This window comes from Paracoccus indicus, assembly GCF_003056335.1.
GTDB lineage: Bacteria > Pseudomonadota > Alphaproteobacteria > Rhodobacterales > Rhodobacteraceae > Paracoccus > Paracoccus indicus.
This window is the reverse complement of record NZ_PYWA01000003.1, coordinates 137,521-163,343: the sequence shown is the minus strand read 5'-3', so window position 1 is coordinate 163,343 and position 25,823 is coordinate 137,521. Positions and strand designations below refer to the sequence as shown.

The window sequence follows — 25,823 nt, the reverse complement described above, 5'->3', positions numbered from 1 at the left end:
TACCGGCAATGCCTGCAGAATTTGCAAACCGGATGACCTGACGCGATGTGGCCGCGCCCTCCTCGGCGCCGGAAAAGCGTAGCATCGGCCTTGGCATCGCGCCATTTTTCTGGAAAAAGCCTGCGCATCGTGGAAGAAAGCGAAAAGCGCTGCAAGCTCAGCAGCTTGCGTTTTCCAATAGCCTCTGCGGATTTTCGCCCCGCAGCACATGCAATCTTAACGGAGCATAGAGAATGGCCGATCCGATCCGCCGCCGGGGCCGCCCCAGGAAATCGCAACCCGAGGCCCCCGGCACCGTGCAGGCTCTGGATCGCGCCCTGGACCTGCTGGACCTTCTGGCACTGCGCTCGGGGCTCACCCTCAGCGAGATTGCGGAACAGGCGGGGCAGCCGCCCTCGACCGTGCACCGCGTCCTGCACACACTGGCGCAGCGCGGGATGGTGGAAAGCGATCCGACCACGCAGGCCTGGAACATCGGCCCGGCGACCTTCCGCCTCGGCTCGGCCTTCATGCGCCGCTCGGGCATCGTCGAACGCGCCCGCCCGATCCTGCGGGCGCTGATGGAACACACGGGCGAGACCGCAAATCTTGGCATCCTGCAGGGCGACCACGTGCTGTTCGTCAGCCAGGCCGAGACGCAGGAGACCATCCGCGCCTTCTTCCCGCCCGGCACGCGGTCGCCGCTGCATGCCTCGGGGATCGGCAAGGCGCTGCTGGCCTTCGGTCGCGACGACATCTTCGACGCGCTGGTCCGGTCCGGCAGACTGGAACGCTTCACCGACAAGACGCTGGCCGATCCCGATGATCTGCAGGCCGATCTGGCCCGGATCCGCCACCGCGGATTTTCCTTCGACGACGAGGAAAAGACCCGCGGCATGCGCTGCATCGCGGCCCCCGTCTTCGATCTGTCGGGCGAGGCGATCGCGGGCATCTCGGTCAGCGGGCCCGCGCATCGGATCGGCTCCGAACACGTCAAGACGCTTGGCGCGGTGGTCGCGGCCGCAGCCGCATCCCTGACCGAGGCGATGGGCGGCGCGACCCGCTGACCGCGCCCGCCCCCTGTGATCAGTGGCCTGTGATCAGTGGCCGCCGAAGAAGGCGTATTTGGCGACGAACAGCGCGGCGATCACCCAGGTCGCCGCATGCACCTGCCGCGCCCGTCCCGTCAGCAGCTTGACCAGCGCATAGCTGATGAAGCCGAAGGCCAGGCCGTTGGCGATGGAATAGGTGAAGGGCATGGCGATGGCCGTCAGGACGGCAGGCGCGGCCTCGGTCACGTCGTCCCAATCGATCTCGGCCAGCTCGCGCAGCATCAGCGTGGCGACATAGAGCAGCGCCGGAGCCGTGGCATAGGCCGGGACAGACCCCGCCAGCGGCGCAAAGAACATCGCCAGCAGGAACAGCACGCCCACGACCACCGCCGTCAAGCCCGTGCGACCGCCCGCCTGCACGCCCGAGGCGCTTTCGACATAGGCCGTCGTCGAGGAGGTCCCCAGAAGCGACCCCGCCGTGATCGCGGTCGAATCCGCCATCAGCGCCCGGCCAAGGTTGGGGTTGTCCTGCGTCGGACCCTCGGCCAGCAGGCCCGCCCGCTTGGCCACGCCGATCAGCGTGCCGGTGGCGTCGAAGACCTCGACCAGGACCATGACCAGCACGACCTGGAAGATGCCATAGGTCAGCGCCCCCATCACGTCCAGCTGCAGGAAGGTCGGCGCGACCGAGGGCGGCATCGAGATCACCCCGCCGAACTGGCTGACGCCCAGGGCGATGGCCGCCACGGTGATGACCAGGATGCCGATCAGGATCGACCCGGTGACCTTCAGCGCATCCAGCGCCACGATGATGAAGAACCCCGCGATGGTCAGCAACGTCCCCGTAGCCGTCAGATCGCCCAGGGCCACCAGCGTCGCGGGGTTGGCCACGATCAGCCCCGAGGATTTCATCGCGATGATCGCCAGGAACAGCCCGATCCCCGCCGCGATGGCGCTGCGCATGGATGCGGGAATGCCCGCGATCAGCCAGCTGCGGATGCCGGTGATCGACAGGAACAGGAAGATGATCCCGCTGATGAAGACCGCCCCCAGCGCCTGCTGCCAGGAAAAGCCCATGACGCCCACGACGGTAAAGGCGAAGAACGCGTTCAGCCCCATGCCCGGCGCCATGCCGATGGGCCAGTTGGCCCACAGCCCCATGACCAGCGACCCGACCGCCGCCGCAAGGCAGGTCGCCACGAAGACGGCGTCGCGGTCCATGCCGGTCGTGGACAGGATGTCGGGATTGACGAAGATGATATAGGCCATGGTCAGGAAGGTGGTGATCCCTGCGATCACCTCGGTCCTGACGGTGCTGCCCTTGTCTGACAGCTTGAAGAAGCGTTCCATGATTGTCCCCCTGGCGCGGCTCTGACGGCCGCCTTTGGGGCGCAGCTTGGTGGCTGCGTCAGGCGGTCGCAATTCTCCCCTGCCCGTAAGTCTTTCAACGCGATTTTGAAAGACCCCGGCGATCTTTGCCTTTTCCTTGATACAGAATTCTGCATCCGGCGCTTGTTCCCGCGCGCGCGACGGGCTTTGGTGACGTTGCGACACCAAAGCCCGGAGGACTATATGCGCTACAGCCGCGATCTGTCAGGATATGGCGAAACCACGCCAGACCCCCAATGGCCCGGCGGCGCGAAGATCGCCGTCCAGTTCGTCGTCAACTATGAAGAAGGCGGCGAGAACAGCATCGAACACGGCGATGCCGCATCCGAGGCCTTCCTGTCGGAAATCATCGGCGCCCAGCCCTGGCCCGGCAAGCGGCATTGGAACATGGAATCCATCTATGACTACGGCGCGCGTTCGGGCTTCTGGCGGCTGCACCGTCTGCTGAAGGACATCCCCGTCACCGTCTATGGCGTCGCTACCGCGCTGGAACGCAGCCCCGAACAGGTCGCCGCCATGAAATCTGCCGGATGGGAGATCGCGACCCACGGGCTGAAATGGATCGACTATCGCGACATCCCGCGCGAGGTCGAGGCCGATCACATCGCCCGCGCGATTGAGCTGCATCGCCAAGTGACCGGCGAACGCCCCTATGGCTTCTATCAGGGCCGCACCTCGATGAACACGGTCGCGCTTGGCTGCGAGGAAGGCGGCTTCGCCTATCTGGCCGACACCATCGCCGACGACCTGCCCTATTGGCATGTCCACGACAGCAAGCCGCAGCTGATGGTGCCCTATACGATGGACGCCAATGACATGCGCTTTTCCAGCGGCCAGGGCTTCGGCACGGGGCAGGAATTCTTCGACTATCTGCGCGACAGCTTCGACATGCTTTATGCCGAAGGGAAAGCCGGTGCGCCAAAGATGATGTCCATCGGGTTGCACTGCCGCCTTGCGGGCCGCCCCGGACGCGCCAAGGCCATCCAGCAGTTCCTGGACCACTGCCGCGCGCATGAGGGCGTCTGGTTCGCCAGCCGCCTCGACATCGCCCGCCACTGGGCCGAGGTCCACCCTTACCAGCCCCGCACCCGCCCCTCCGAAATGTCACGCGACGATTTCGTGGCCCGCTTCGGCGGCATCTACGAACATTCACCCTTCATCGCTGAACGGGTCTGGGACGCCGAGATGGGGGCGGTCCACGACACGCCCACGGGCCTTTCGGGCCGCATGGCGCAATTCTTCCGCGCCGCCAGCGACGAAGAACGCCTTGGCGTGCTGACCGCCCACCCCGATCTGGCCGGAAAACTGGCGCAGGCCAAGCGCTTGACCGCCGACAGCAGCGCCGAACAGGCCAGCGCGGGACTGGACGCCCTGACCGATGCCGAGCGCGCCGAATTCACCCAGCTGAACGACGCATACGTCGCCAAGCACGGCTTCCCCTTCATCATCGCGGTGCGCGACCACGACAAAGCGGGCATCCTCTCTGCCATGCAGGCTCGCATCGACAACGACACCGCGACCGAACGCGCCACCGCCGAGGCGCAGGTCATCCGCATCGCAGAACTCCGCCTGAAAGAGGCCCTGACATGAACGACCAGCCCCCCAAAGGCGCCCCCACCGGGGACATCGCGCAACTGCCGCCCGAACCCGCGCAGCGCATCCCCTATGCCGGTCCCGTCGCGGGCCTGCCGCCCCAGACCGGGATGACGACGGATACGGCCATCTTCACCGATGCCTATGCCGTTATCCCCCGCACCGTCATGCGCGACATCGTCACTAGCTATCTGCCCGGCTGGCACGGCATGCGCATGTGGATGCTGGCCCGCCCCCTGACAGGGTTCGCGGAAACCTTCAGCCAGTATATCGTCGAGCTGGCCGAGGATGGCGGCAGCGACACCCCCGACGACGACCCGCAGGTGCAGCACGCTATCTTCGTCACCGGTGGCGATCTGCAGATCACCATCGACGGCACCGATCACCAGCTGACGCCCGGTGCCTTCGCCTATGTCCCGCCCGGATCGCCTTGGAAGATCTGGAACCGGACCGCAGGACCTGCAGGCTTCCACTGGTGGCGCAAGCGTTGGCAGCCCGCCGCGGGCGTGTCGAAACCCGACCCGATCGTGGTGCAGGAACAGGACATCGCCCCTTCGATGATGCCCGACACCGATGGCGCATGGGGCACGACGCGCTTCATGGATCCCGCCGATCTGCGCCACGACATGCATATCACGGTCGTGACCTTCAAGCCCGGCGGCTCGATCCCCTTTGCCGAAACCCACGTGATGGAGCACGGCCTCTACGTGCTGGAAGGCAAGGCCGTCTATCGCCTGAACCGGGACTGGGTCGAGGTCGGCCCCGGCGACTACATGTGGCTGCGCGCCTTCTGCCCGCAGGCGTGCTATGCAGGCGGGCCGGGTCCGTTCCGCTATCTGCTCTACAAGGACGTCAACCGTCACGCACCGCTCTGGGGTCATCGCTGACGCCCACAGCAGGGGGTCCGGGGGGCGCGCAGCTCCCCCGGACGTCGCGGGACGCAATCAGACCTTGGTGGCCCCCACGACCGGAGTCTTCATCCGCGCCTTCAGCCGCGCCTCGCGCCAGGTGATATAGCTGATCGCCCCGATCATCAGCCCGCCGCCCAGGATCACCCAACCGTCCAGAGGTTCGCCGAAGACCAGAACCCCGATCAGGCTGGCCCAGACCAGCTGCAGGAAGGTCACCGGCTGCGTGACCGTCAGGGGGGCCGCAGCAAAGGCCCGTGTCATGGTGTAATGCCCGGCCGTTGCAAAGACCGCGACCAGCCCCAGCCAGCCCACCTGACCCCAGGTCGGCGTCACCCATTGCGCCCATGCCAGCGGAGCCAACCCCACCGCCACCGTCAGCGACATCATCGCGACCACCACCGACGCCGGCACGCGTTCGGACAGGCGCTTGGCCACCAGATAGGACGACCCGAAGGCGACCGAGGCCATGACCTGCGACAGATGCCCGACATCCAGCGCCCTCAGCCCCGGACGCAACACGATCAGCGCCCCCAGCAGCGCCACCGCGATGGCGGCGATGCGGCGGGCGGCCAGTTTTTCTCGCATGAACAGGGCTGCGCCGATGGTGACGATGATGGGGTTCAGGAAGCCGATGGCCGTCACCTCGGCGATGGTGATGCGCGACATCGCAAAGAACCACGCGACCACCGCTACCACGTGCAATGCGCCACGCAGGGCGAACATGCCCCAGACGGGCGCGGGAAAGCCGCGCCGCAGGGCGGGCCAGACCACGGGCATCAGGAAGACCAGCCCGATCACAAAGCGGATGAAGGCCGCCTGTGCGGCGGGCAGCGCCCCGTCCAGCCCCCGCACGATGGTGTTGACCGCCACGAAGCAAAGCCCCGTGGCCAGCATCCAGCCGATCCCGATCATATCGCGCGAGGTGGTGTTCTCATTTTGCATGATCTGCACCTGCCGCCTTTCCAGCGACAAGGCAAGTGCGTTCGGTGTCAGTCCAGCGCCAGCCGCAGCGCAATGGCCCACATGACACAGCCGACGCCGAATTCCAGCCACTGCCAGGCGACGGGTTTGCGGAACAGCGGCTCCAGCAGACGCGCGCCATAGCCGAGCGAGAAGAAGAACAGGAACGAGCCCGTCACCGCCCCTGCCCCAAAGACCCCGGGCGAAGGCCATTGCGCCGAGATCGCCCCCAGCAGCACCACGGTATCCAGCCAGACATGCGGGTTCAGCCAAGTCAGCGCCGCGATGGTGGCCAGCGATGCCCCCAGCCCGCGCATCTGGCCCTCGGGGCGCAGGGCCTCGCCTCCGCGCCAAGCTGCGCGGAAGGCCCGCAGGCCATAGACGGCCAGAAAGACCACGCCGCCCCAACGCATCGCCTCGAACAGCCACGGCCAGCGCAGCCCCGCTGTCGCCATTCCCGCGACGCCCAGCACGATCAGCAATGCATCCGACAGCGCGCAGAACAGGCAGATGGCGAAGACATGCCGCCGCAGGATGCCCTGCTTCAGGACGAAGGCGTTCTGCGCCCCGATCGCCAGTATCAATGACATCCCGGTGCCCAGCCCCGCAAGATATGACAGCATCCCCATCCCCCGTCGTGAAAGATCGCCGGCGCAGCCTTGCCGCCCGGCGATCCCTGTCTTCGGCGATACCCGTGATCCTACAGGCTGGCCGCCAGATCCTCCGAGATGTCGAAGTTGCCGATGACGTTCTGCACGTCGTCGTCATCCTCCAGCGTGTCGATCAGCTTCATCAGCTTCTGGGCCGTTTCCACGTCGGTGATCTCGGTCGGGGCCTGCGGCTTCCAGATCAGCTTGGCGGTCTCGGATTCGCCCAAGGATGCTTCCAACGCGGTCGCGACCTCGTTCAGGTCCGTGTCGGCGCAATAAATCCAATGGCCCTCATCATCACTCTGGACGTCGTCGGCGCCCGCCTCGATGGCGGCCATCATGACGGTATCGGCATCGCCCACGCTGGCGGGATAGACGATCTCGCCCACGCGGTCGAACATGAAGGCGACCGAGCCGGTCTGCCCCATGTCACCGCCCGACTTGGTGAAATAGCTGCGGACGTTGGATGCCGTGCGGTTGCGGTTGTCGGTCATCGCCTCGACCAGCAGGGCGATGCCGTTCGGGCCGTAACCTTCATAGCGGATCTCGTCGTAGTTGTCGCCCTCGCCTGCCTGCGACTTCTTGATGGCCCGGTCGATCACATCCTTGGGGACGGATTTCGACTTGGCTTCCTTGACGGCCATGCGCAGGCGCGGGTTCTTGTCGGGATCAGGGTCGCCCATCTTGGCGGCCACGGTGATTTCCTTGGCCAGCTTCGAGAACAGCTTCGAACGCTGAGCATCCTGCCGGCCCTTGCGATGCTGGATGTTGGCCCATTTTGAATGACCTGCCATGTCGGGTCGCCCTTCACAATTCCATTGAAAACCTCGCGCGCTTTTAGTCCACAGGATGGGTGCATCGCAAGACGAACCGGAATGCCACCTGCCGCGTTCGATGCGACGGCCCGGACGATGGCCCGCAAGAGGACACACATGACCCCCCAACAGATGATGCTTTTCGCCCTTCTGGGCCTGATGATCGCGATGATGCTCTGGGGGCGGTGGCGATACGACCTCGTGGCCTTCGGGGGGCTGATGGCGGCGGTCCTGATGGGGATCGTCCCATCCGAGGATGCGTTTTCCGGTTTCGGCAATCCCACGACGCTGATCGTGGCGCTGGTGCTGATCGCGACGGCGGGGTTGAACCGGTCGGGCGCCGTGGCGCGGCTGGCGCGACTGATCGCATCGCGGCCCCGCGGCACCACGGCGCATGTGCTGATCTTCGGGACGGTCGGCGGGATCCTGTCGGGCTTCATGAACAACATCGCGGCCCTTGCCATGCTGATGCCCGTCGATCTGCAGACCGCGCGCAAGGCGGGCCGCCAGACCGGCCTGACGCTGATGCCCCTGGCCTTCGCGACCATCCTTGGCGGCATGCTGACGCTGATCGGGACGCCGCCGAACCTGATCGTTTCCGGCTTCCGCGCCGATGTTCTGGGCGAGCCCTATCGCATGTTCGATTTCCTGCCCGTGGGCGGGGCAGTGGCCGTGGCGGGGATCGCCTTCATCGGGCTGGTCGGCTGGCGGCTGATCCCCGGCGCGCGGGGCGACGGCCCAAGCGACGCGGACGGTCCGCAGCGCCGCTATGTCGCCACCCTTGTCGTGACCGAGGCCAGCCTGACCAGCGCCCGCCTGATCGCCGAGGCCCGTGCCGAGGCCGCCAAGGCCAATGTCCGTATCGTCGGCCTGCGTCGCCACGGTCAGGACATCGCGGGCAATCTGGACGAACAGACCATCCTGGACGGCGATGTGATCATCCTGCGCGCCGACCCGCAGGCCCTGGACGAGTTTCGATCAACCAACGACCTCGCCTTCCCCGATGGCCGGATGGAGCCGCGCGCCCGCAAGGATGCCGAGGGTCAGCAGCTGATCGAATGTCTGGTGCCGCGCGCCTCAGCCATCGCCGCCCGCTCGGTCCAGTCCTTCGGGCTGACGAACCGCCATGACAGCGTGATGATCGGCATGCGCCGCCAAGGTCTGGCACAACGCCGCGACCTGTCGCGTCAGACGCTGCAATCGGGCGACATGCTGCTACTGCTGGTTCCCGAAAGCCGGATCGAAGACATGCTGGCCGCCACCGGCCTGCTGCGGATCGACGGCGGCAGCCTGTCGGTCCAGCGCGAACGGCACATGCGCTCGGCGGTGGGGCTTTTCGCGCTGGCGGTTCTTGCAGCCTCGCTTGGGGTGACGACCATGCCGATCGCGCTTGGCTGCGTGATCATCGCCTATGTCCTGTTCGGCGTGCTGTCGATGCACGAGCTTTACGACCACGTCGATTGGCCGGTCATCGTGCTGCTGGGCTCGATGATCCCCCTGGGCCTGGCGCTGGACCAGACCGGAGGCTCGGCGCTGATCGCCCAAGGTTTGGCCAGCCTGACGCAGGGCTATCCCGCCTGGATCGCGCTGGTGCTGCTGATGGCGGCCACGATGATGCTGTCGGATGTGCTGAACAACAACGCCACCACCATCATAGCGGCCCCGGTCAGCATCCGCTTGGCCGAACAGCTTGGCGTCCAGCCCGATGCCTTCCTGATGGGGGTGGCGGTGGCGGCCTCCTGCGCCTTCCTGACGCCGATCGGGCATCAGAACAACACGCTGATCCTAGGCCCGGGGAATTACCGCTTCGGCGATTACTGGCGGATGGGTCTGCCGCTGGAGATCATCGTGATGGCCGTATCCGTGCCGCTGTTGCTGATCGTCTGGCCCCTGTAACGCAAAACACGGCCCCGAAAGGGCCGCGATACACGTCTGCGGTCAGGCCGCAAATGGCTTACAGTGCGGCCGAGCCGCCCAAGATCCGACGGATCTCGCTTTCGCGGGTCGTGCCCTTGGCCGCCAGGTCCTCGTCGGACAACTGGCTCAGCTTGTTCAGAGAACGCATCTGGGGGCTTGCTTCGGCCAAGGTGACCATGAAGCGCCCGATGGCACGGAACGGAGCCAGCAGAGCGCTGGTCGGAAATGCTGCGGTCTTGTGGCCGGCAGTTGCGATAGTCGCCATGTGGAAACTCCTTGCGATTAAGTCGTTTCCTCCCCTGCCGCTATAGATCGTCGTTCCGGCCCCGGATCACAACCGACGATGCTGCATGGCAGCATTGCGGCCCGCGAAAGGTTACGCAAGGGCGTCAGAGCGGCCAGATCAGCGGGATCAGCATGGATGCCACCAGCGCCATCAGCAGGTTCAGCGGCAGGCCGACCTTGATGAAATCGGCAAAGCGATAGCCGCCCGGACCATAGACAAGCGTGTTCGTCTGATAGCCAATGGGCGTGGCGAAACTGGCCGAAGCCCCCATCATCACCGCCACCACCAGGGGCCGCGGATCGACACCGAGCGAATTGCCCAGGCTGATCGCCAGGGGTGTCACGATGACCGCCACGGCATTGTTCGTCACCGTTTCCGTCAGCGATGTCGCCAGCATGTAGACCGCAAGCACCAGCGCCCAATGCGGCAGCGTTGCAAGCCAAGGCGCGACCTGATCGACGACCAGCTGCACCGCCCCGCTGTTTTCCAGCCCCGCGCCCACGGCCAGCATGGCAAAGATCAGCGCCATCAGGCGGCCATCGACAAAGGACAGCGCCTCATCGGCGTCGATGCAGCGCGTGCCAAGGACGACCGCCACCCCGATGAAGGAAAGCAGCAGAATGGGCGCGACCTCGAAGGCGGACAGAACGACGACGCCGACCAGCGTCGCCACGACGATGGGCGCATGGCGGCGGCGATAGGCACGGTCCGAGGGGGCCGTCACCTCGACCATGTCCATGTCGCTGGCAAGGCGCTGGATGTCGGTCGATGCGCCCTCCAGCAGCAAGGTGTCGCCGACGCGCACGACCAGATCGTCCAGCTGACGGCCGATGTTCTGGTTCTTGCGGTGGGCCGCCAGCACATAGACGCCATAGCGGCGGCGCAGACGCATCGACCCGAGGCTGCGCCCGACCATGTGGCAGCCCGGCGTGATCAGAACCTCGACGGTCGAGGTCTGGACCGAGGACAGCTTGTCCACCATCCGCAGTTCCTTGTGGGTCTGCAGGCCCAGAACCTCGGACATGGGGGTGCGGAGGACGACGCGGTCGCCTTCCTCCAGCAGAACGGATTCGAGGTCGCGGCGCAGCGAGGCATCGCCCCGCAGCACGTCGATGACCCGGGCACTGTCCCGGGCGAAGATGTCGACCTCGTCCAGCGATTTGCCAATCAGGGCCGAACCTTCGGGAATGGCGACCTCGGTGAAGAACTTCATCTTGCTGCGGCCCGACAGCAGCTGCGACATGGAATCGCGGTCGGGCAGCAGGCGCGGCGCGAAGATCAGCAGATAGGTGACGCCCACGATGGCCATCGGCAGGCCCACCCAGGTGATCTCGAAGATGGTGAAATGCTCCATCCCCGCCGTTCGGGCGACACCGTCCACCAGCAGGTTTGTCGAGGTCCCGATCAGGGTCATCGTGCCCCCCAAGATCGACAGGTAGGACAGCGGGATCAGCAGCTTCGAGGGGGATTTCCCCATTTCCTTGGCCAGCTGCATGAAGATCGGCATCATCACCACGACCAGCGGCGTGTTGTTCACGAAGGCCGACATCGCGCAGACCAGAACCGACACGGACCCCAGGGTCAGGATCGGATGTTCGCCTGCATGGCGGGCGGCGCGTTGCCCGATCCAGTCCAGCGCACCGGTCCGCACCAACCCCCCCACGATGATGAACATGAAGGCGATGGTCCAGGGGGCCGCGTTCGACAAGACGCCCGAAACATGGCTGACGTCCAGGATGCCGAGGCAGAGCAGCGTGACGGCGCCGATGATGGCCGTGACTTCCGGGGGGTATGTCTCTCGGATGAACAAGGTCAGCATGGCGATGATGATGAAAATGGTCACCACCGCACCGGTCATCCCGGTCAATTCAAATCCGAACATTCAAAACCTATTCCCAGGGCGGGCGCCGCGTCCCGCATTCGCGGCATATTGCGCCGGAAGACCGAAGCCCCGCAAGCGGTCTTAGCAACTGCGGCACCCGGTCCGTGGCACCCATGACCACGGACCGGGCAAAGGTGTCAGGCGGGATGCGTCTGCGCCAGACGCCCGCCGTCGCGCACCGGATGGATGGCCTTTGCCATGCCGGTCCTGTCGTCGGTTTCGACCAGCACGCCCGACAGCGTCGCCTCGCCGTCGGCGGGGGTGAAGCGGTCGCGGGGCATGCCGGTGATGAAGCGGCGCATCGGCTCGGTCTTTTCCATGCCGATGACGCTGTCGTAATCGCCGCACATGCCGGCGTCCGACAGATAGGCCGTGCCACGCGGCAGGATCTGCGCATCGGCGGTCGGCACATGGGTGTGGGTCCCCACGACAAGGCTGGCACGCCCGTCGCAGTAATGGCCCATGGCCATCTTCTCGCTGGTGGCCTCGGCGTGGATGTCGACCAGGATGGCCTGCACCATCCCGCCCGGCGGATGGGCGCGAAGCACGCCGTCCAGCGCCGAGAAGGGATCGTCATAGGGCCGAGACATGAAGACCTGCCCCAGGGCCTGGGTGATCAGCGCCTTGCGGCCCCGCGCATCGCTGATGATCGTGGCACCCCTGCCCGGCGCGTCGCGGGCAAAGTTCAGAGGGCGGACGATCCGGGGTTCCTTGTCGATGAAGGGCATCATGTCCTTTTGATCGAAAGCATGATCGCCAAGCGTCAGGCAATCCGCGCCCGAATCGAGAAGCAGCTGCGCGTGACCGGCGGTCGCCCCGCGCCCCCCGCTGGAGTTTTCGGCATTGACCACCACAAGGTCGGCCTTCAACCGTGCCCGCAGACCCGCCAGACGTTCGGAAATCGCACGACGGCCGGCACGGCCCATCACATCGCCTAGAAACAGAATTCGCATATGGTCGTGCTAAGCCAAACTTGCCCGACCCTCAAGCCGGGACGCCAGAACGGAAAAAGGGCCACCCATGCGGGCAGCCCTTCGAAACGTCGCATCCAAAGGATGGATCAGGCGAACTGAACGTTCGTTGCCGATTCGCGACCGTCGCGGCCACGCTCCAGCTCATAAGTCACCTTCTGGCCATCGGCGGGAGCCGACAGACCAGCGCGCTCAAGAGCGGAGATGTGCAGGAACACGTCCTGGCGGCCGCCTTCCGGTTGAATGAAGCCGAAGCCTTTGGTGCTGTTGAACCATTTCACGGTGCCGTTGGCCATCGTGAGATCTCCTGTCAGTTATGCCACCCGCAGTATGCAGTGGCTTGGCCGGTCAGATTAACAAAGCAGACTGAAGCCGGAAGCAGACAGGATGCAGAGAATTTAACGTAGCAAGGCACCATATAGGGCAAACTGCCCCAGCTGACAAGTGTTCATCAGGAAATCTTGGTGCCGGCTGAGGGATTTGAACCCCCGGCCCCCTGATTACAAATCAGACGCTCTACCACTGAGCTAAGCCGGCATTCCCGTTGCAAATATCGCGCGTTCACGGCTTGCGCAAGTCATCCTTGCGACCACCGAGGTTGGTCCGTGCCAGAAGCGCGACCGCCAGGATGCCCACGGCCATCACGACCAGGGCGGCGGGGGCGGCATTGCCCAGATCCTCAAGACTGGCGCGTTCATGGGTGCGGGTGGCCAGCGTTTCGTAATTGAAGGGCCGCAGCAGCAGCGTGGCGGGCAGCTCCTTGACGCAATCGACGAAGACCAGCAGCAGCGCCGCCCCCACCGATCCGCGCATCAGCGGCAGATAGACGTCGCGCAGCACGCCCGCATTATCGCGTCCCAAGGATCGCGCAGCCATCGGCAGGGATGGCGAAACGCGCGTGAAGGCCCCGTCGATGGCGCCCTGCCCGATGGCGAAGAAGCGCACCGTATAGGCGAAGACGATCGCCGCCCCCGTGCCGGTCAGCATCAGCCCCGGATCGGTGCCGGTCAGCGCCAGCCATGCGTCGGCCAGACGGTGATCCAGCGCCGCCAGCGGGATCAGGATGCCCACCGCCAGCACCGCCCCCGGCGCGGCATAGCCGACCGTCGTCACCGGCTGCAGCAGGCGCGGCAGCGCCCGTCCCGACAGCCGCGTGCCATAGACCATGACCAGCGCCATCGTGACCGTCAGAACCGCCGCCATCGCGCCCAGACTGACCGTGTGCCATGCGGCCTTGCCCAGCCCCGGCGATACCCAGCCTTCGGGATAGGCCAGCGCATAGGACAGGATCACCCCCACCGGCAGCACGAACCCCATGGCGAATGGCAGGATGCAGGCCAGCATCGCCCCCAGGCCCGGCACCAGCGACAACCGCTGACGCTGGATGGGGCGCGGCTGGCGGGCGCTTTGGTGATAGCGGGCGTTCCGGCGGCCAAAGCGTTCCCACAAGGCCAGAACGACGACGATCAGCAGGATGACGCAGGCGATCTGCGCGGCCCCGCCGGCATTGCGGCGTTCAAGCCAGGTGGTGAAGATGCCGGTGTTCAGCGTCTGGACGCCGAAATAGCTGACGACGCCGTAATCGGCGACGGCCTCCATCATGGCGATGGCCGAACCCGCCACGATGGCCGGACGCGCCAGCGGCAGCCCCACGCGGCGGAACAGCCCCCAAGGGCCGGTGCCAAGGGCGCGGGCGACCTCGTAGGCGCTGCCCGATTGTTCATGCAGCGCTGCGCGCGTCAGCAGATAGACATAGGGCGCCTGCGCCGCCGCCATGACGACCACCGCGGCCTCCAGCGATCTGATGCGCGGGAACCAGTAGTCGCGGGCGGTTTCCCACCCGAACCAGCCCCGCAGCGCGATCTGCACCGGGCCCGAGTAATCGAGGAAATCCGCCAGCGCATAGGCCCCGATATAGGCCGGCACCGCCAGGGGCAGCAGCAACAGCCATTGCAACCAGCGCCGTCCGGGAAAGTCGTACATGCTGACCAGCCAGGCCGAACCGGTGCCCATCGCCGCAGCCAGGGCCCCCGTCCCCACGGCCAGGATGACCGTATTTCCGAAGTATCGCGGCATCACCGTGGACAGCAGATGCGGCCAGATGTTGTCGGTCGGATTGGCGGCGATCCAGACCACCGCCAGCACCGGCATCAGCACAAGTGCGGCCACGATGACGGCGGCCAGGGACCAGCCCATGCCACCCCCCTGTCGCAGGGCGGTGTCGTGACGGCGCCGGGGCGTTCGGTCTGAGGCGGTGCTGGTCATGCCGGTTGCGATATGCCAAAGCGGTTTGACTGTCCACGGCGGACAGGTAATCTGCACCCGAAAGCGGGCCGCAAGGGCGCGCCAATGACAAGACGGGACAGCGACGATGCAGATGGTTTTTCACATGGGCGTTCACGCCACTGACGGTGACCGGCTGCTCAAGACCCTGCTGAACAACCGATCCGCGCTGCAGAAGGCCGGGACCGAGGTCGTGACCCCGAACCGCCATCGCGGCATGTTCGACGAGGCGTTGAAGTCGCTGGACGGCGGCTCGGCCACCGTCGAGATGGAACAGATCATGCTGGACGCCATGCTGGACAGCGACCACACGTCGCGGGTGGTGATGTCCACGCCGACCTTCATGGGGGCGCCGGGTCGTGCGGTGGGTCGGGACGGGCTTTATCCGCAGATGGGCGCGCGGGCGGCGGCGCTGGCGCGGCTGTTCCCCTCGGCGCAGGCGGAATTCTACGTCGCATTGCGCAATCCCGCCACGCTGCTGAGCGATATCCTGCCGCAGGTGGCGGGGGGCGACTACACTGCCCTGATGCAGGGCTGCCATCCGCTGCAGCTGCGCTGGCGGACGGCGATCCAGAACCTGGTCCGCGCCGCGCAGGGCCGCCGCATGGTCGTCTGGTGCCACGAGGATGTTGCCCTCATCTGGCCCGAGATCGTGCGCATCGTCGGCGGCCTGCCCGCCAATGTGCCGCTGTCTGGCGGGTTGCTTTACATGCATGAGATCCTTGGCGACATCGGCATCGCCCGGCTGCGCGACGCGATGGGCATCCAGGACCAGGTCTCGGTCACGCAGCGGCGCCAGATCTATGGTGACGTGCTGCAGAAGCACGCCCTGCCCGGCACGCTGGACCAGGTCATCGAGCTGCCAGGTTGGACGCAGGAAATCGTCGATCAGGTGACCGACAACTATCGCGCGGATGTGGCGGAAATCGCCGTGCTGCCGGGCGTCGAATTCATCATGCCGTAAGGGACGCCGTACGGGACTGGGGGCCGGGACGACGCCCCGGCCCCTTGGATCAGCCCATGCCCAGGGCGGTCTTGTACATCTCGAGGATGGCTTCCTCCTCGGCGATATCGTCGCGGTCGCGTTTACGCAGGGCGATGATCTTCTTCATCACCTTGGTGTCGTATCCGCGGGCCTTCGCCTCGGACATGATTTCCTTCTGCTGTTCGGCGATGTCCTTCTTTTCGGCTTCCAGCTGTTCGAACTGTTCGATGAACTGGCGCAGTTCGTCTGCGGCCACGCCATAGGCTTGATCGTCCGACATGTCATTCTTCCTTCCTGAGCTTTTGGACGATGTGTTAGGCGGTCTTGTTGCGGGGTGCAATCGCCGCTAGGGCGGCGCGAGGCGTGAATACGAGGGGATGCGACATGACGATTTTCGATTGGCTGATCTGGACGGGTGCTGCGCTGACCGTCGTGGGCCTTGCCGCATTGGTCTGGTGCATCTGGACGGTCGCGCGCGCCAAGGCGCAGGGACTGGACGATGAAACCCTGCGCGTCCGCATGCGCAAGGTGCTGGCCGTGAACATGGGCGCGCTGGCGGCATCCTGCATCGGACTGATGATGGTCGTCGTCGGCATTTTCCTGGCCCCCTGACCCGAAGGGAAACCGAGATGAGAGTTCTTGTCCAACGCGTCTTGGAGGCCTCGGTCAGGGTGGATGGCGACATCATCGGCCAGATCGGCGAAGGTTTGCTGCTGCTGGTCTGCGCCATGCAGCGCGATGACGAGGCCGCGGCCGACAAGATGGCCGCCCGTGTCGCCAAGCTGCGCATCTTCCGCGACTATCAGGGTCGGATGAACCGCGCCCTGGCCGATACCGGCGGTGCGGCGCTGGTGGTCAGCCAATTCACGCTGGCCGCCGATCTGCGCAGCGGCAACCGCCCCGGTTTTTCGCAGGCAGCAGTCCCCGAACTGGGGGAAAGGCTGTATCGGCGCTTTGCCGAAAGCCTGCGCGCGCAGGGGATCGCGGTCGAAACCGGGCGCTTTGGTGCCGACATGAAGGTGTCGCTGCTGAACGACGGGCCGGTCACCATCTGGCTGGACAGCGCAGACCGCGCTTGACTTTCGGGGCAGGCTGCCCCATCTGCACCCCATCGCCAACCGCTGCCGCGTGAGCAGTCGCAAGCATCGCTTGTCATGGCGGCGATACCCATTCCAGTTTCCCATTCACGCGGGGAGGCATGCAGGCACCCTCGTATCTCGCCTGCACCCCTGCAATACGCCGCGACATCGTTTGCGCGGCCCATGCCTTTGCGTCCGATACGAGGGATGCATGGCTTGAAAGTCCTTGATGGAACAGACCAACACCCGCCGCCGCCCGAACCGTGGCGGCAAATCCGCCCCCCGCCTGTCGCCGCAAGCCATGGCCAACGAAGGCCGCCGCGCCCCCGCCCGCGATCCGCTGGCCACCGGTCCCTTTGCCGATATGGGCATCGACCACCGCATCAATTCGAACATCGACGCGATGGGCCTTAAATCGCCCACTCCGATCCAGGAACAGGGCATCCCCGCCATCGTCGAGGGTCGTGACGTGCTGGGCCTGGCGCAGACCGGCACCGGCAAGACCGCCGCCTTCGGCCTGCCGATGCTGACCCGCCTGATCAAATACGGCAAGAAACCCGACCCGCGCACCTGCCGCGCGCTGATCCTTGCGCCGACCCGCGAACTGGCCACTCAGATCGCCACCAACATCGACGCCTATGCCGAAGGCACGCCGATCCGCAGCTATCGCGTGGTGGGCGGTGCCTCGATCAACGTGCAGACCGAGCGTTTGTCGCGCGGCGTCGACGTGCTGATCGCCACCCCCGGCCGCCTGATGGACCTGATCGAGCGTCGCGCCATCAGCCTCGAGGCCACCACCTATCTGGTGCTGGACGAGGCTGACCAGATGCTGGACATCGGCTTCATCCACACCCTGCGCAAGATCGCGCGGATGCTGCCGCGCGAACGCCAGACGCTGATGTTCTCGGCCACCATGCCGAAGCTGATGCAGGAACTGTCGGACACCTATCTGACGAACCCGGTCAAGGTCGCCGTGAACCCTCCGGGTCAGGCCGCCAAGAAGATCGAACAGGGCGTCCATTTCGTCAGCCAGGGCGACAAGGCCACCCTGCTGGCCGAATACATGTCCAAGCACACCGGCGAATTGTCGATGGTCTTCGGCCGCACCAAGCATGGTTGCGAGAAACTTTCGAAGCTGCTGGACAAATGGGGCTTCGCTGTCGCCGCGATCCACGGCAACAAGAGCCAGGGCCAGCGTGAACGCGCGCTGGAATCCTTCCGCAAGGGCGAGATCAAGGTCCTGGTCGCCACCGACGTGGCAGCCCGCGGGTTGGATATCCCCGAGGTGGCGCATGTCTACAACTACGACCTGCCGAACGTGCCGGAAAACTATGTCCACCGCATCGGCCGCACCGCGCGTGCCGGTCGCGACGGTCGCGCCGTGGCCTTCTGCGCCCCGGCCGAGGTCGGCGAGCTGCGCGCCATCGAGAAGGCGATGAAGAACGCCATCCCCGTCATCGGCGGAGAGGTTCCCTTCGGTGCGCCCCCTGCAGGCGGCCCGCAGCGCGGTCGCAAGTTCGGCGGTCCGGACAACGGCGGCAACAAGCGCCCCGCACGCCGCCCCTCGCGTGCGCCGAAAGGCCGTCAGGCCTGAGGCATCAGCAGGAATGAAAAAGGGCCGCAGGATCAGCATCCTGCGGCCCTTTTTTCATGCAGCCTTCAGGCCGCGCGCAGGCGCAGCCTCGGCAGGGACAGCGCCGCCGTGGCCCATGCCAGACCCGCGCAGGTCGCAATGGCCGGCACCATGGTCGATGCGGTGTTGTTCATGAACGGCCCCGTCAGCGCGATCATCAGACCGCCCGTCAGCATCTGGAACGTCCCCCCAAGCGAGGATGCCAGCCCCGCGATATCGGGATGCGGGTCCAGCGACATCACCATGGCGGTGGGCATGACCAGCCCCAGGAAGGCATAGGACAGGAACAGCCCCGCCATCACCACCGGCAGCGCGTTAAACCCCGACCAGACGACCAGCGTGGTCAGCAGCGCCATTCCCGCAAAACCGGTGATCGCGATCGAGATCACCCGCTCCATCCCGAAACGCTCTGCCAGCCGTCCCGCAAATTGCGATGCGCTGAAGAAGCCGATGGCATTGGCCGCGAAGGCCAGCGAAAAGCCCGTGGGGCTGAGGCCATATTGCTGCGTATAGACGAAGCTGGCGCTGGAGAGGAACACGAAGAAGCTGGCCATGCCGAAGCCTCCGATCATGGTCAGCCCCATGAAGCGGCGATCCGACAGCAGGCGCTTGGCACCCGCCCACATGACGGCGCCGCGCACCGGATGTCGGCGTTCGGGCGGCAGGGTCTCGGGCAGGGCAAGGACGATCAGGCCGAAACTGAGGATCGATGCGACGGCCAGCACGGCAAAGATCTCGCGCCAGCCGCCCCATGCCAGGACCAGCGATCCGGTCAGCGGCGCCAGCATGGGCGAGATCGAGATCACGATCATGATCGCCGCCATCATCCGCGCGGCCGCGGGTCCGGTCGCCACGTCGCGGATGACCGCGCGCGGCACCGCCATCAGCGCCGCAGCACCCAAGCCCTGCACCGCCCGCGCGGCGATCAGCCAGCCAAGTGTCGGCGCCATCGAGGCGGCGATGGTCGCGATGCTGAACACCCCGACCCCGATCATCAGCGGCCGCTTGCGACCAAGCGCGTCCGCCATCGGGCCATAGATCATCTGCGCCAGCCCGAAGACCAGGAAATAGGCCGTCAGCGTCAGCGCCGCGCCCGCCTCGGAGGTCCGCAGATCGCGCGCCACCTCGGGCAGCGCGGGCAGATACATGTCGATGGCAAAGGGGCCGACGGCGGACAGAAGGCCCAGCACCAGGGCCATGCGGAAGAAGGGATCACGCATCATGGCTGACCTTGTGAAAATTCGGTTGATGGAAATGGGCCGGATCTGCCGACACCCGTGGTTCTGACATGCGCGCCGCGTCAGGGCAACCTTGATGGCCGCCCGGGACGGCGCTATGGGCTGACGGATGGCCAAGCTCTATTTCAACTACTCGACCATGAACGCGGGCAAAAGCACGATGCTGCTGCAGGCGTCCTACAACTACCGCGAACGCGGGATGCAGACGCTGCTGCTGACGGCGGCGCTGGACAGCCGCGCGGGCACTGCCCGCATCGCCAGCCGCATCGGCATCGCCGACGAGGCGCAGGTCTTCGACGAGGGGACCGACCTTTTCGCGCTGGCGTCTGGCGTCATTCCCGGCATCGCCTGCGTCTTCATCGACGAGGCGCAGTTCCTGACCCGCGATCAGGTCTGGCAGCTGGCGCGGGTGGCCGACGATCTGGGCGTGCCCGTCATGTGCTATGGCCTGCGCGTCGATTTCCAGGGCGAGCTGTTTCCAGGATCGGCGGCCCTTCTGGCCCTTGCCGACGACATGCGCGAGGTGCGCACCATCTGCCATTGCGGCAAGAAGGCCACCATGGTCATCCGCCGCGACGCCGAGGGCCGCGCCATCACCGAAGGCCAGCAGGTGCAGGTCGGCGGAAACGAGACCTATGTCTCGCTCTGCCGCAGGCATTGGCGGCAGGCCGTGGGGCAGTGAACAGGAACCGGTGATCAAATTTTCCCCATCGCGGGAAGGGCGCGTTGCGGGCCGGGGGGTCATGATGTAACCATCTGCCCAAAAGAGGCAGAGGACATATCATGCGCGCATTTTTCCTGAAGGTCGTAGCCTTGCTGGCACTGGCGGCACCCGCGCAGGCATTCGACACCAATGCCACCTCGGCATGGGTCTATGATGTGCAGACGGGCACGGTCCTGATGGAAAAGGATGCCGACAAGCCGATCCCGCCCGCCTCGATGTCCAAGCTGATGACCCTCTACATGCTGTTCGAGGCACTGGACGAGGGCCGCGTCCAGATGGACACCCAGCTGCCCGTCAGCAGCCGCGCCCGCGCCATGGGCGGCTCGACCATGTTCCTGAACGAATTGGACCGCCCCACCGTCGAACAGCTGATCAAGGGCATCATCGTCCTGTCGGGCAACGACGCCTGCGTGGTCGTCGCCGAAGGCCTGGCCGGGACCGAGGACGCCTTTGCCCGCCAGATGACCGAACGCGGCAAGCAGCTCGGGCTGGAAAACTCGACCTTCCGCAATTCGAACGGCTGGCCCAACCCCGAACACCGCATGTCGACGCATGATCTGGGCACCGTCGCCCGCCTGCTGATCGAGAAGTTCCCCGAGTATTACGAGTTCTTCGGCATGACCGAGTTCCAATACGAGGATCGCGCCCCCTCGAACCGCTACAACCGCAATCCGCTGCTTAAGCTGGGCATCGGCGCGGATGGCCTCAAGACCGGCCACACGCAGGAAGCGGGCTATGGTCTGGTGGGATCGGCCGTGCAGGACGGACGCCGGGTGATCTTTGTTATCAGCGGTCTGGACAGCGACCGCGCCCGCGCCGAGGAATCCGAGCGTATCGTCAACTGGGCGTTTCGACAGTTCACCATGCAGAACCTTGTTCCGGCTGGCGAAACCGTCGTCGATGCCCCGGTCTGGCTGGGCACCGACAGCCATGTCGGCCTGACCAGCGAAAAGGGCGTCAACGTGCTGGTCCCCGCCGGCGCGCAGGATCAGGTCAAGGTCGAGGTGGTCTATGACAGCCCCCTTCCCGCCCCCATCGCAAAGGGCGAACAGGTCGGCAAGCTGGTCGTCACCATCCCCGGCACCCGCGACACGGTGACGCCGCTTGTCGCCACCGAGGACGTCCCCGAAGCGGGCTTTCTGGGCCGTATGAAGGGTGCCGTGATGCAACTGGGTCAACGCGCCTACAGCGCCGTCCGCAGCTGATGCTGATCAGCTTCGAAGGGATCGACGGCTGCGGCAAGTCCACTCAGGCCCGCCTGCTGGCCGATGGTCTGCGGGCGCAGGGGCGCGACGTCCTTCTGACCCGCGAACCCGGCGGTAGCCCCGGCGCCGAAGAGATCCGCCGCCTGCTGGTCGAAGGTGCCGGTGAACGCTGGTCGCCGGAAACCGAATGCCTGCTGTTCACCGCCGCCCGCCGCGACCATCTGGAACGCAGCATCCGGCCCGCCTTGGCCGCCGGTCAGGTGGTCGTTACCGACCGTTTCGCCGACAGCACCCGCGTCTATCAGGGCGCGGCGCGGGGCGATCTGCGTCAGGTGGTGGACCGGTTGCACGACCTGATGATCGGCACCGAACCCGACCGCACCTTCGTCATCGACATCGCCCCCGAAACCGGGCTTGCCCGCGGCATGGCCCGCGGCGGGTCCGAGGATCGCTTCGAGAGCCTCGGCCTTGGGTTCCAGCAGCGTCTGGCCGCGGGGTTTCGGGCGTTGGCCGCCGAATACCCCGACCGTGTACGGCTGATCGACGGCAGCGGCACCCCCGATCAGGTCGCCGCCCGCGTGATGGCGGCGCTGTGAAGACCGATCCCGACGATATCCCCGAACCCGACCGCGTTCCGGGCGCACCCCATCCGCGCCACACGCCACGCGTCATCGGGCAGGATCACGCCATCGCGGAATTCGTGCAGGCCGCGCGCAGCGACCGCCTGCACCACGCTTGGCTGCTGACCGGCCCGCGCGGCGTGGGCAAGGCCACCATGGGATGGGCCATTGCGCGCTGGCTGCTGTCGGGCGCCGAAAGCGCCGACATGCGCACCGATCCCGACACCCCCGAGGCGCGTCGCATTAGCGCCCTGTCCGAACCGCGCTTGCAGCTGATCCGCCGCCCTTGGGACGACAAGACCGGCCGCCTTCGCGCCGAGATCACGGTCGATGAGATCCGCAAGCTGCTGTCCTTCTATCACCTCTCGTCCGCCGAAGGCGGGCGCCGTATCGCCATCATCGATGCGGCCGACGACATGAATGTTCCCGCCGCCAACGCCCTGCTGAAAGTGCTGGAGGAACCGCCCAAGGACGCGCTGATCCTGCTGATCGCGCATCAGCCCGCGCGCCTGCTGCCCACCATCCGTTCGCGCTGCCGCACGCTGCGCCTGATGCCGATGAAGCCCGCGCAGATGGGCGGTATCCTGGCCGATCAGGGCATCGACGAGGACGCCGAGGCGCTGGCCGCCCTCTCCGACGGATCGGTGGGCGAGGCGCTGCGTCTGGCGGGCCAAGGCGGGCTGGACCGCTATCAGCAGCTGGTCGATCTGTTCGCCACCCTGCCCCGCATGGACCGTCTGGCGGCGGCGAGATTCGCCGATGGGGCGGCGGGTCGCGCGGGGGCCGATGGCGATCCCTTCGATCTGACCATCACGCTGCTGGATCGCTTTCTGGTGCGGCTGGCGCGTGCGGGTCTGATGGGCGCACCTCTGCCGCAGGCTGCCAAGGGCGAAGGCGCGCTGATGGCCCGCCTGTCGCCCGACGATCTGGCCGCCCGCACATGGGCCGAGGCGCAGGCGCGCCTGTCCGCCCGCGCCCGCACAGGTCGGGCGGTCAACCTTGACCCTGCGGCGCTGGTGATGGATATGGTTCTGGAACTGGCGCAATTGCCGCCCGCGCAATCCGCCCCGACAGCCAAAGGATGACCTATGCAAGACGCGGCCCCCCCGCCGATCGTGGACAGTCATTGCCATCTGGATTTCCCCGATTTCGACGGCGAACATGACGACCTGATTTCCCGTGCGCAGGCGGCCGGCGTGTCGCGCATGGTGACCATCTGCACCCGCCTGCGGCTGGAACCCCAGGTCCGCGCATTGGCCGAGGCGCATGACAGCGTCTTCTATGCCGCCGGCACCCACCCGATGAGCGTGGCCGACGAACCCATGGCCTCGGTCGAGGATCTAGTCGCACTGGCAAGCCACCCGAAATTCGTGGGCATCGGTGAAACCGGACTGGATTACCACTACACCGCCGAAAGCGCCGTGGCGCAGCAGGAAAGCCTGCTGATCCATATCGAGGCCGCGCGCCAGACCCGCCTGCCCCTGATCATCCATTCCCGCGACGCCGATGACGACATGGCCCGTATCCTGACCCGCGAACACAAGGCGGGCGCATTCAGCTGCGTCATGCATTGCTTCAGCAGCAGCGCCGAGCTGGGCCGCGCGGCGCTGGATCTGGGCTTCTATTTGTCGATGTCGGGCATCGCGACCTTCCCGCGGTCCCAAGACCTGCGCGACATCTTTGCCGCCGCACCGATCAACCGCATCCTTGTTGAAACCGACAGCCCCTATCTGGCCCCGAAACCGCATCGCGGTCGGCGGAACGAACCGGCCTATGTCGCTAGGACGGCCCAAGTGGGGGCCGAGGTCTTCGGGATGGATTACGCCGATTTCGCCGCGCAGACGACCGCGAACTTCGACCGCCTGTTCTGGAAGGCCGCACGATGATCCGCGCCACGATCCTTGGCTGCGGATCGTCGGGCGGCGTGCCACGCCTTGGCGGGCGTTGGGGCGCCTGCGATCCGCAGAACCCGAAAAACCGCCGCCGCCGCTGTTCACTGCTGGTGGAACGCGACGGGCCGGACGGCACCACGCAGGTGCTGATCGACACCGGACCCGATCTGGTCCCGCAGCTGCTGGATGCGGGCATCGCGACCTTGGACGCTGTCGTCTATACCCATGCCCATGCCGACCATGTCCATGGCATCGACGACCTGCGCCAACTTGTCTTCAACGCCCGTCGCATCCTGCCGCTCTGGGCGGACGAACCCACCGCCGAGGCACTGCAATCACGCTTCGGCTATGTCTTCGAAACGCCCGAGGGCAGCTTTTACCCGCCCATCTGCCAGCTGAACCCGATCGCGGGACGCATCAGTATCGACGGCCCCGGTGGCGTGATCGAGATGATCCCCTTCCGCGTCCAGCATGGCGAGATCACCGCATTGGGCTTCCGCATCGGCGGTCTGGTCTATCTGCCGGACGTCTCGAACATCCCGCAGGCCGCCTGGCACCTGATCGAGGATGCGCCCATCTTCATCGTCGATGCCCTGCGCTATGAACCCCATCCCAGCCACGCCCATCTGCAACAGGCGCTGGACTGGATTGAGGCATCCCGCAGCCCGCAGGCGGTTCTGACCAACATGCATATCGACATCGACCACGACACGGTCGCGCTTGAGACCCCCGACCATGTCATCCCGGCCTTCGACGGCATGACCATCACGACGACCGCCGAAACCCCCGATCTGCCCCCCGCGGCATGAGCGCGCTTTTCACGATCATCCTGCCTGTCTTCCTGATCGTGGGCTTCGGCTATCTGGTGTCATGGCGCGGCTGGTTCCGCCCCGAGGGCGTCGACGGGCTGATGTCCTTCGCGCAGAATTTCGCCGTGCCGACGCTGTTGTTCGCATCCATGGCACGACTGGACCTGGGGACCGAGTTTCGCATTCACCTGCTGATCCCCTTCTATGCAGGCGCATTCAGCAGTTTCCTGGTCGCATGGGCAGGCGCCAGGTTCATCTTCAAGCGCCCGCCCGTGGATTGCGTCGTCATCGGCTTCGTCTGCCTGTTTTCCAACACGCTGCTGCTGGGAGTGCCGATCACCGAACGCGCCTATGGCCCCGACGCATTGGCGGGCAATTGGGCAATCATCTCGATACATTCTCCGCTGCTTTATACCTTCGGGATCACGATGATGGAGTTCACCCGCGCCCGTGGCAGCGACCTGTCGGTGGGCCGGGTGGCGCTCAGGGCGCTGTCGGGCGTGCTTCGGACGTCCCTGGTCATCGGCATTCTGCTGGGGCTGGCCATGAACCTGCTGATGCAGGCGGGGCTGGTGATGCCGACGGGCTTCTGGGACGGGGTGGACATGATCGGGCGCGCGGCATTGCCGGCGGCGCTGTTCGGGTTGGGCGGCGTGCTTTACCGTTATCGCCCCGAGGGCGACATGGCGACCATCGCCATGTGCTGCGCCTGTTCGCTGATCCTGCATCCGGCCATCACCTTCGGGATGGGGCATCTGTTCGGGCTGGATGTGGCGGGGATGCGTTCGGCGGTGCTGACCGGGGCCATGGCACCGGGGATCAACGCCTATCTGTTCGCCAACATCTATGGCGCGGCAAAGCGGGTCGCGGCCTCGACCGTGCTGGTCGCGACCGCCATTTCGACCCTCAGCATCTGGATGTGGCTGGCGATCCTTCCCTGACCGCCAACC

At 65.9% G+C, this 25,823-nt stretch carries 26 protein-coding genes and 1 tRNA gene; 15 read left to right on the top strand and 12 right to left on the bottom strand.

Annotated features, from left to right (window positions below):
* Positions 1-233: 233 nt before the first annotated feature.
* On the top strand, positions 234-1,046 hold the full coding sequence (gene bhcR / locus DDE75_RS06135; protein WP_108501498.1) for an HTH-type transcriptional regulator BhcR: 813 nt from the start codon (positions 234-236) through the stop codon (positions 1,044-1,046).
* Between the two features lie 33 nt (positions 1,047-1,079).
* Here the strand turns inward: bhcR and DDE75_RS06130 are convergent, their stop codons facing one another.
* Positions 1,080-2,381 (bottom strand): NCS2 family permease, encoded by a 1,302-nt coding sequence (locus tag DDE75_RS06130; protein ID WP_170310931.1) that lies wholly within the window; start codon positions 2,379-2,381, stop codon positions 1,080-1,082.
* A 222-nt stretch (positions 2,382-2,603) separates the two neighbouring features.
* Here DDE75_RS06130 and puuE point away from each other — a divergent pair, with 222 nt between their 5' ends.
* Complete coding sequence (gene puuE, locus DDE75_RS06125) at positions 2,604-4,010, top strand: allantoinase PuuE (RefSeq protein ID WP_108501497.1); 1,407 nt, start codon at positions 2,604-2,606, stop codon at positions 4,008-4,010.
* On the top strand, positions 4,007-4,900 hold the full coding sequence (locus tag DDE75_RS06120; protein WP_108501496.1) for a bifunctional allantoicase/(S)-ureidoglycine aminohydrolase: 894 nt from the start codon (positions 4,007-4,009) through the stop codon (positions 4,898-4,900). The genes puuE and DDE75_RS06120 overlap by 4 nt, the downstream gene beginning before the upstream one ends.
* A 57-nt stretch (positions 4,901-4,957) precedes the next feature.
* Here DDE75_RS06120 and DDE75_RS06115 read toward each other — a convergent pair whose 3' ends face one another.
* The 3 genes from DDE75_RS06115 to DDE75_RS06105 form a co-directional block, all read right to left on the bottom strand.
* A complete protein-coding gene (locus tag DDE75_RS06115; protein WP_108501738.1) occupies positions 4,958-5,866 on the bottom strand; it encodes a DMT family transporter in 909 nt (302 codons plus the stop codon).
* A 47-nt stretch (positions 5,867-5,913) separates the two neighbouring features.
* Positions 5,914-6,507: a LysE/ArgO family amino acid transporter gene (locus DDE75_RS06110; protein WP_108501495.1), complete on the bottom strand. Its 594-nt coding sequence runs from the start codon at positions 6,505-6,507 to the stop codon at positions 5,914-5,916.
* Between the two features lie 77 nt (positions 6,508-6,584).
* Positions 6,585-7,328 carry a YebC/PmpR family DNA-binding transcriptional regulator gene (locus DDE75_RS06105; RefSeq protein ID WP_108501494.1) on the bottom strand — a complete coding sequence of 248 codons (744 nt, stop codon included), beginning with the start codon at positions 7,326-7,328 and terminating at the stop codon, positions 6,585-6,587.
* Between the two features lie 138 nt (positions 7,329-7,466).
* Between DDE75_RS06105 and DDE75_RS06100 the strand changes: the two genes are divergently transcribed.
* Positions 7,467-9,245, top strand: coding sequence for an SLC13 family permease (locus DDE75_RS06100; protein WP_108501493.1), 1,779 nt, complete (start codon positions 7,467-7,469; stop codon positions 9,243-9,245).
* Between the two features lie 58 nt (positions 9,246-9,303).
* On the opposite strand, the gene DDE75_RS06095 is transcribed toward DDE75_RS06100, so the two are convergent.
* From DDE75_RS06095 to DDE75_RS06070, 6 genes are all read right to left on the bottom strand, one after another.
* The gene (locus DDE75_RS06095) at positions 9,304-9,531 is read right to left on the bottom strand and encodes a hypothetical protein (protein WP_108501492.1); all 228 of its coding nucleotides are present in this window, start codon (positions 9,529-9,531) and stop codon (positions 9,304-9,306) included.
* Positions 9,532-9,655: 124 nt separating this feature from the next.
* Entirely contained in the window at positions 9,656-11,434 is a 1,779-nt protein-coding gene (locus tag DDE75_RS06090; protein WP_108501491.1) for an SLC13 family permease, read from the bottom strand.
* Between the two features lie 137 nt (positions 11,435-11,571).
* On the bottom strand, positions 11,572-12,387 hold the full coding sequence (locus tag DDE75_RS06085; protein WP_108501490.1) for a TIGR00282 family metallophosphoesterase: 816 nt from the start codon (positions 12,385-12,387) through the stop codon (positions 11,572-11,574).
* A gap of 107 nt (positions 12,388-12,494) precedes the next feature.
* Positions 12,495-12,701: a cold-shock protein gene (locus DDE75_RS06080; protein WP_072297281.1), complete on the bottom strand. Its 207-nt coding sequence runs from the start codon at positions 12,699-12,701 to the stop codon at positions 12,495-12,497.
* 166 nt (positions 12,702-12,867) lie between these two features.
* A tRNA-Thr gene (locus tag DDE75_RS06075) sits at positions 12,868-12,942 on the bottom strand.
* 24 nt (positions 12,943-12,966) lie between these two features.
* On the bottom strand, positions 12,967-14,601 hold the full coding sequence (locus DDE75_RS06070) for an ABC transporter permease (protein ID WP_108501737.1): 1,635 nt from the start codon (positions 14,599-14,601) through the stop codon (positions 12,967-12,969).
* Between the two features lie 175 nt (positions 14,602-14,776).
* Between DDE75_RS06070 and DDE75_RS06065 the strand changes: the two genes are divergently transcribed.
* On the top strand, positions 14,777-15,652 hold the full coding sequence (locus DDE75_RS06065) for a hypothetical protein (protein WP_108501489.1): 876 nt from the start codon (positions 14,777-14,779) through the stop codon (positions 15,650-15,652).
* A 49-nt stretch (positions 15,653-15,701) separates the two neighbouring features.
* Here the strand turns inward: DDE75_RS06065 and DDE75_RS06060 are convergent, their stop codons facing one another.
* Positions 15,702-15,953, bottom strand: coding sequence for a DUF2312 domain-containing protein (locus DDE75_RS06060; protein ID WP_108501488.1), 252 nt, complete (start codon positions 15,951-15,953; stop codon positions 15,702-15,704).
* A gap of 104 nt (positions 15,954-16,057) precedes the next feature.
* On the opposite strand from DDE75_RS06060, the gene DDE75_RS06055 reads away from it, so the two are divergent.
* The 3 genes from DDE75_RS06055 to DDE75_RS06045 all read left to right on the top strand — a co-directional run bounded on the left by DDE75_RS06055 (position 16,058) and on the right by DDE75_RS06045 (position 18,346).
* The gene (locus DDE75_RS06055) at positions 16,058-16,285 is read left to right on the top strand and encodes a hypothetical protein (protein WP_170310930.1); all 228 of its coding nucleotides are present in this window, start codon (positions 16,058-16,060) and stop codon (positions 16,283-16,285) included.
* A gap of 17 nt (positions 16,286-16,302) precedes the next feature.
* A complete protein-coding gene (gene dtd / locus DDE75_RS06050) occupies positions 16,303-16,752 on the top strand; it encodes a D-aminoacyl-tRNA deacylase (RefSeq protein ID WP_108501487.1) in 450 nt (149 codons plus the stop codon).
* Positions 16,753-17,053: 301 nt separating this feature from the next.
* Entirely contained in the window at positions 17,054-18,346 is a 1,293-nt protein-coding gene (locus tag DDE75_RS06045) for a DEAD/DEAH box helicase (protein WP_108501735.1), read from the top strand.
* A 65-nt stretch (positions 18,347-18,411) separates the two neighbouring features.
* On the opposite strand, the gene DDE75_RS06040 is transcribed toward DDE75_RS06045, so the two are convergent.
* Positions 18,412-19,605, bottom strand: a complete 1,194-nt coding sequence (locus DDE75_RS06040) for a multidrug effflux MFS transporter (protein ID WP_108501734.1) — start codon at positions 19,603-19,605, stop codon at positions 18,412-18,414.
* Between the two features lie 127 nt (positions 19,606-19,732).
* Here DDE75_RS06040 and DDE75_RS06035 point away from each other — a divergent pair, with 127 nt between their 5' ends.
* The 7 genes from DDE75_RS06035 to DDE75_RS06005 all read left to right on the top strand — a co-directional run bounded on the left by DDE75_RS06035 (position 19,733) and on the right by DDE75_RS06005 (position 25,814).
* Positions 19,733-20,305: a thymidine kinase gene (locus DDE75_RS06035; RefSeq protein ID WP_108501486.1), complete on the top strand. Its 573-nt coding sequence runs from the start codon at positions 19,733-19,735 to the stop codon at positions 20,303-20,305.
* A gap of 101 nt (positions 20,306-20,406) precedes the next feature.
* Positions 20,407-21,552, top strand: a complete 1,146-nt coding sequence (locus tag DDE75_RS06030; protein WP_108501485.1) for a D-alanyl-D-alanine carboxypeptidase family protein — start codon at positions 20,407-20,409, stop codon at positions 21,550-21,552.
* A complete protein-coding gene (gene tmk, locus DDE75_RS06025; protein WP_108501484.1) occupies positions 21,552-22,148 on the top strand; it encodes a dTMP kinase in 597 nt (198 codons plus the stop codon). The genes DDE75_RS06030 and tmk overlap by 1 nt, the downstream gene beginning before the upstream one ends.
* On the top strand, positions 22,145-23,257 hold the full coding sequence (locus DDE75_RS06020; protein WP_108501483.1) for a DNA polymerase III subunit delta': 1,113 nt from the start codon (positions 22,145-22,147) through the stop codon (positions 23,255-23,257). Before tmk ends, DDE75_RS06020 begins: the two co-directional genes overlap by 4 nt.
* Before the next feature lie 3 nt (positions 23,258-23,260).
* Positions 23,261-24,058 carry a TatD family hydrolase gene (locus tag DDE75_RS06015; RefSeq protein ID WP_108501482.1) on the top strand — a complete coding sequence of 266 codons (798 nt, stop codon included), beginning with the start codon at positions 23,261-23,263 and terminating at the stop codon, positions 24,056-24,058.
* Positions 24,055-24,873, top strand: a complete 819-nt coding sequence (locus DDE75_RS06010) for an MBL fold metallo-hydrolase (protein ID WP_108501481.1) — start codon at positions 24,055-24,057, stop codon at positions 24,871-24,873. The genes DDE75_RS06015 and DDE75_RS06010 overlap by 4 nt, the downstream gene beginning before the upstream one ends.
* Positions 24,870-25,814, top strand: coding sequence for an AEC family transporter (locus DDE75_RS06005; RefSeq protein WP_108501480.1), 945 nt, complete (start codon positions 24,870-24,872; stop codon positions 25,812-25,814). Before DDE75_RS06010 ends, DDE75_RS06005 begins: the two co-directional genes overlap by 4 nt.
* Positions 25,815-25,823: the final 9 nt, after the last annotated feature.

Bases quoted from the DNA above. Each gene is read 5' to 3' on its own strand.
- bhcR (WP_108501498.1), top strand. From the start codon at position 234: ATGGCCGATCCGATCCGCCGCCGGGGCCGCCCCAGGAAATCGCAACCC.
- DDE75_RS06130 (WP_170310931.1), bottom strand. From the start codon at position 2,381: ATGGAACGCTTCTTCAAGCTGTCAGACAAGGGCAGCACCGTCAGGACC.
- puuE (WP_108501497.1), top strand. From the start codon at position 2,604: ATGCGCTACAGCCGCGATCTGTCAGGATATGGCGAAACCACGCCAGAC.
- DDE75_RS06120 (WP_108501496.1), top strand. From the start codon at position 4,007: ATGAACGACCAGCCCCCCAAAGGCGCCCCCACCGGGGACATCGCGCAA.
- DDE75_RS06115 (WP_108501738.1), bottom strand. From the start codon at position 5,866: ATGCAAAATGAGAACACCACCTCGCGCGATATGATCGGGATCGGCTGG.
- DDE75_RS06110 (WP_108501495.1), bottom strand. From the start codon at position 6,507: ATGCTGTCATATCTTGCGGGGCTGGGCACCGGGATGTCATTGATACTG.
- DDE75_RS06105 (WP_108501494.1), bottom strand. From the start codon at position 7,328: ATGGCAGGTCATTCAAAATGGGCCAACATCCAGCATCGCAAGGGCCGG.
- DDE75_RS06100 (WP_108501493.1), top strand. From the start codon at position 7,467: ATGACCCCCCAACAGATGATGCTTTTCGCCCTTCTGGGCCTGATGATC.
- DDE75_RS06095 (WP_108501492.1), bottom strand. From the start codon at position 9,531: ATGGCGACTATCGCAACTGCCGGCCACAAGACCGCAGCATTTCCGACC.
- DDE75_RS06090 (WP_108501491.1), bottom strand. From the start codon at position 11,434: ATGTTCGGATTTGAATTGACCGGGATGACCGGTGCGGTGGTGACCATT.
- DDE75_RS06085 (WP_108501490.1), bottom strand. From the start codon at position 12,387: ATGCGAATTCTGTTTCTAGGCGATGTGATGGGCCGTGCCGGCCGTCGT.
- DDE75_RS06080 (WP_072297281.1), bottom strand. From the start codon at position 12,701: ATGGCCAACGGCACCGTGAAATGGTTCAACAGCACCAAAGGCTTCGGC.
- DDE75_RS06070 (WP_108501737.1), bottom strand. From the start codon at position 14,601: ATGGGCTGGTCCCTGGCCGCCGTCATCGTGGCCGCACTTGTGCTGATG.
- DDE75_RS06065 (WP_108501489.1), top strand. From the start codon at position 14,777: ATGCAGATGGTTTTTCACATGGGCGTTCACGCCACTGACGGTGACCGG.
- DDE75_RS06060 (WP_108501488.1), bottom strand. From the start codon at position 15,953: ATGTCGGACGATCAAGCCTATGGCGTGGCCGCAGACGAACTGCGCCAG.
- DDE75_RS06055 (WP_170310930.1), top strand. From the start codon at position 16,058: ATGACGATTTTCGATTGGCTGATCTGGACGGGTGCTGCGCTGACCGTC.
- dtd (WP_108501487.1), top strand. From the start codon at position 16,303: ATGAGAGTTCTTGTCCAACGCGTCTTGGAGGCCTCGGTCAGGGTGGAT.
- DDE75_RS06045 (WP_108501735.1), top strand. From the start codon at position 17,054: ATGGCCAACGAAGGCCGCCGCGCCCCCGCCCGCGATCCGCTGGCCACC.
- DDE75_RS06040 (WP_108501734.1), bottom strand. From the start codon at position 19,605: ATGCGTGATCCCTTCTTCCGCATGGCCCTGGTGCTGGGCCTTCTGTCC.
- DDE75_RS06035 (WP_108501486.1), top strand. From the start codon at position 19,733: ATGGCCAAGCTCTATTTCAACTACTCGACCATGAACGCGGGCAAAAGC.
- DDE75_RS06030 (WP_108501485.1), top strand. From the start codon at position 20,407: ATGCGCGCATTTTTCCTGAAGGTCGTAGCCTTGCTGGCACTGGCGGCA.
- tmk (WP_108501484.1), top strand. From the start codon at position 21,552: ATGCTGATCAGCTTCGAAGGGATCGACGGCTGCGGCAAGTCCACTCAG.
- DDE75_RS06015 (WP_108501482.1), top strand. From the start codon at position 23,261: ATGCAAGACGCGGCCCCCCCGCCGATCGTGGACAGTCATTGCCATCTG.
- DDE75_RS06010 (WP_108501481.1), top strand. From the start codon at position 24,055: ATGATCCGCGCCACGATCCTTGGCTGCGGATCGTCGGGCGGCGTGCCA.
- DDE75_RS06005 (WP_108501480.1), top strand. From the start codon at position 24,870: ATGAGCGCGCTTTTCACGATCATCCTGCCTGTCTTCCTGATCGTGGGC.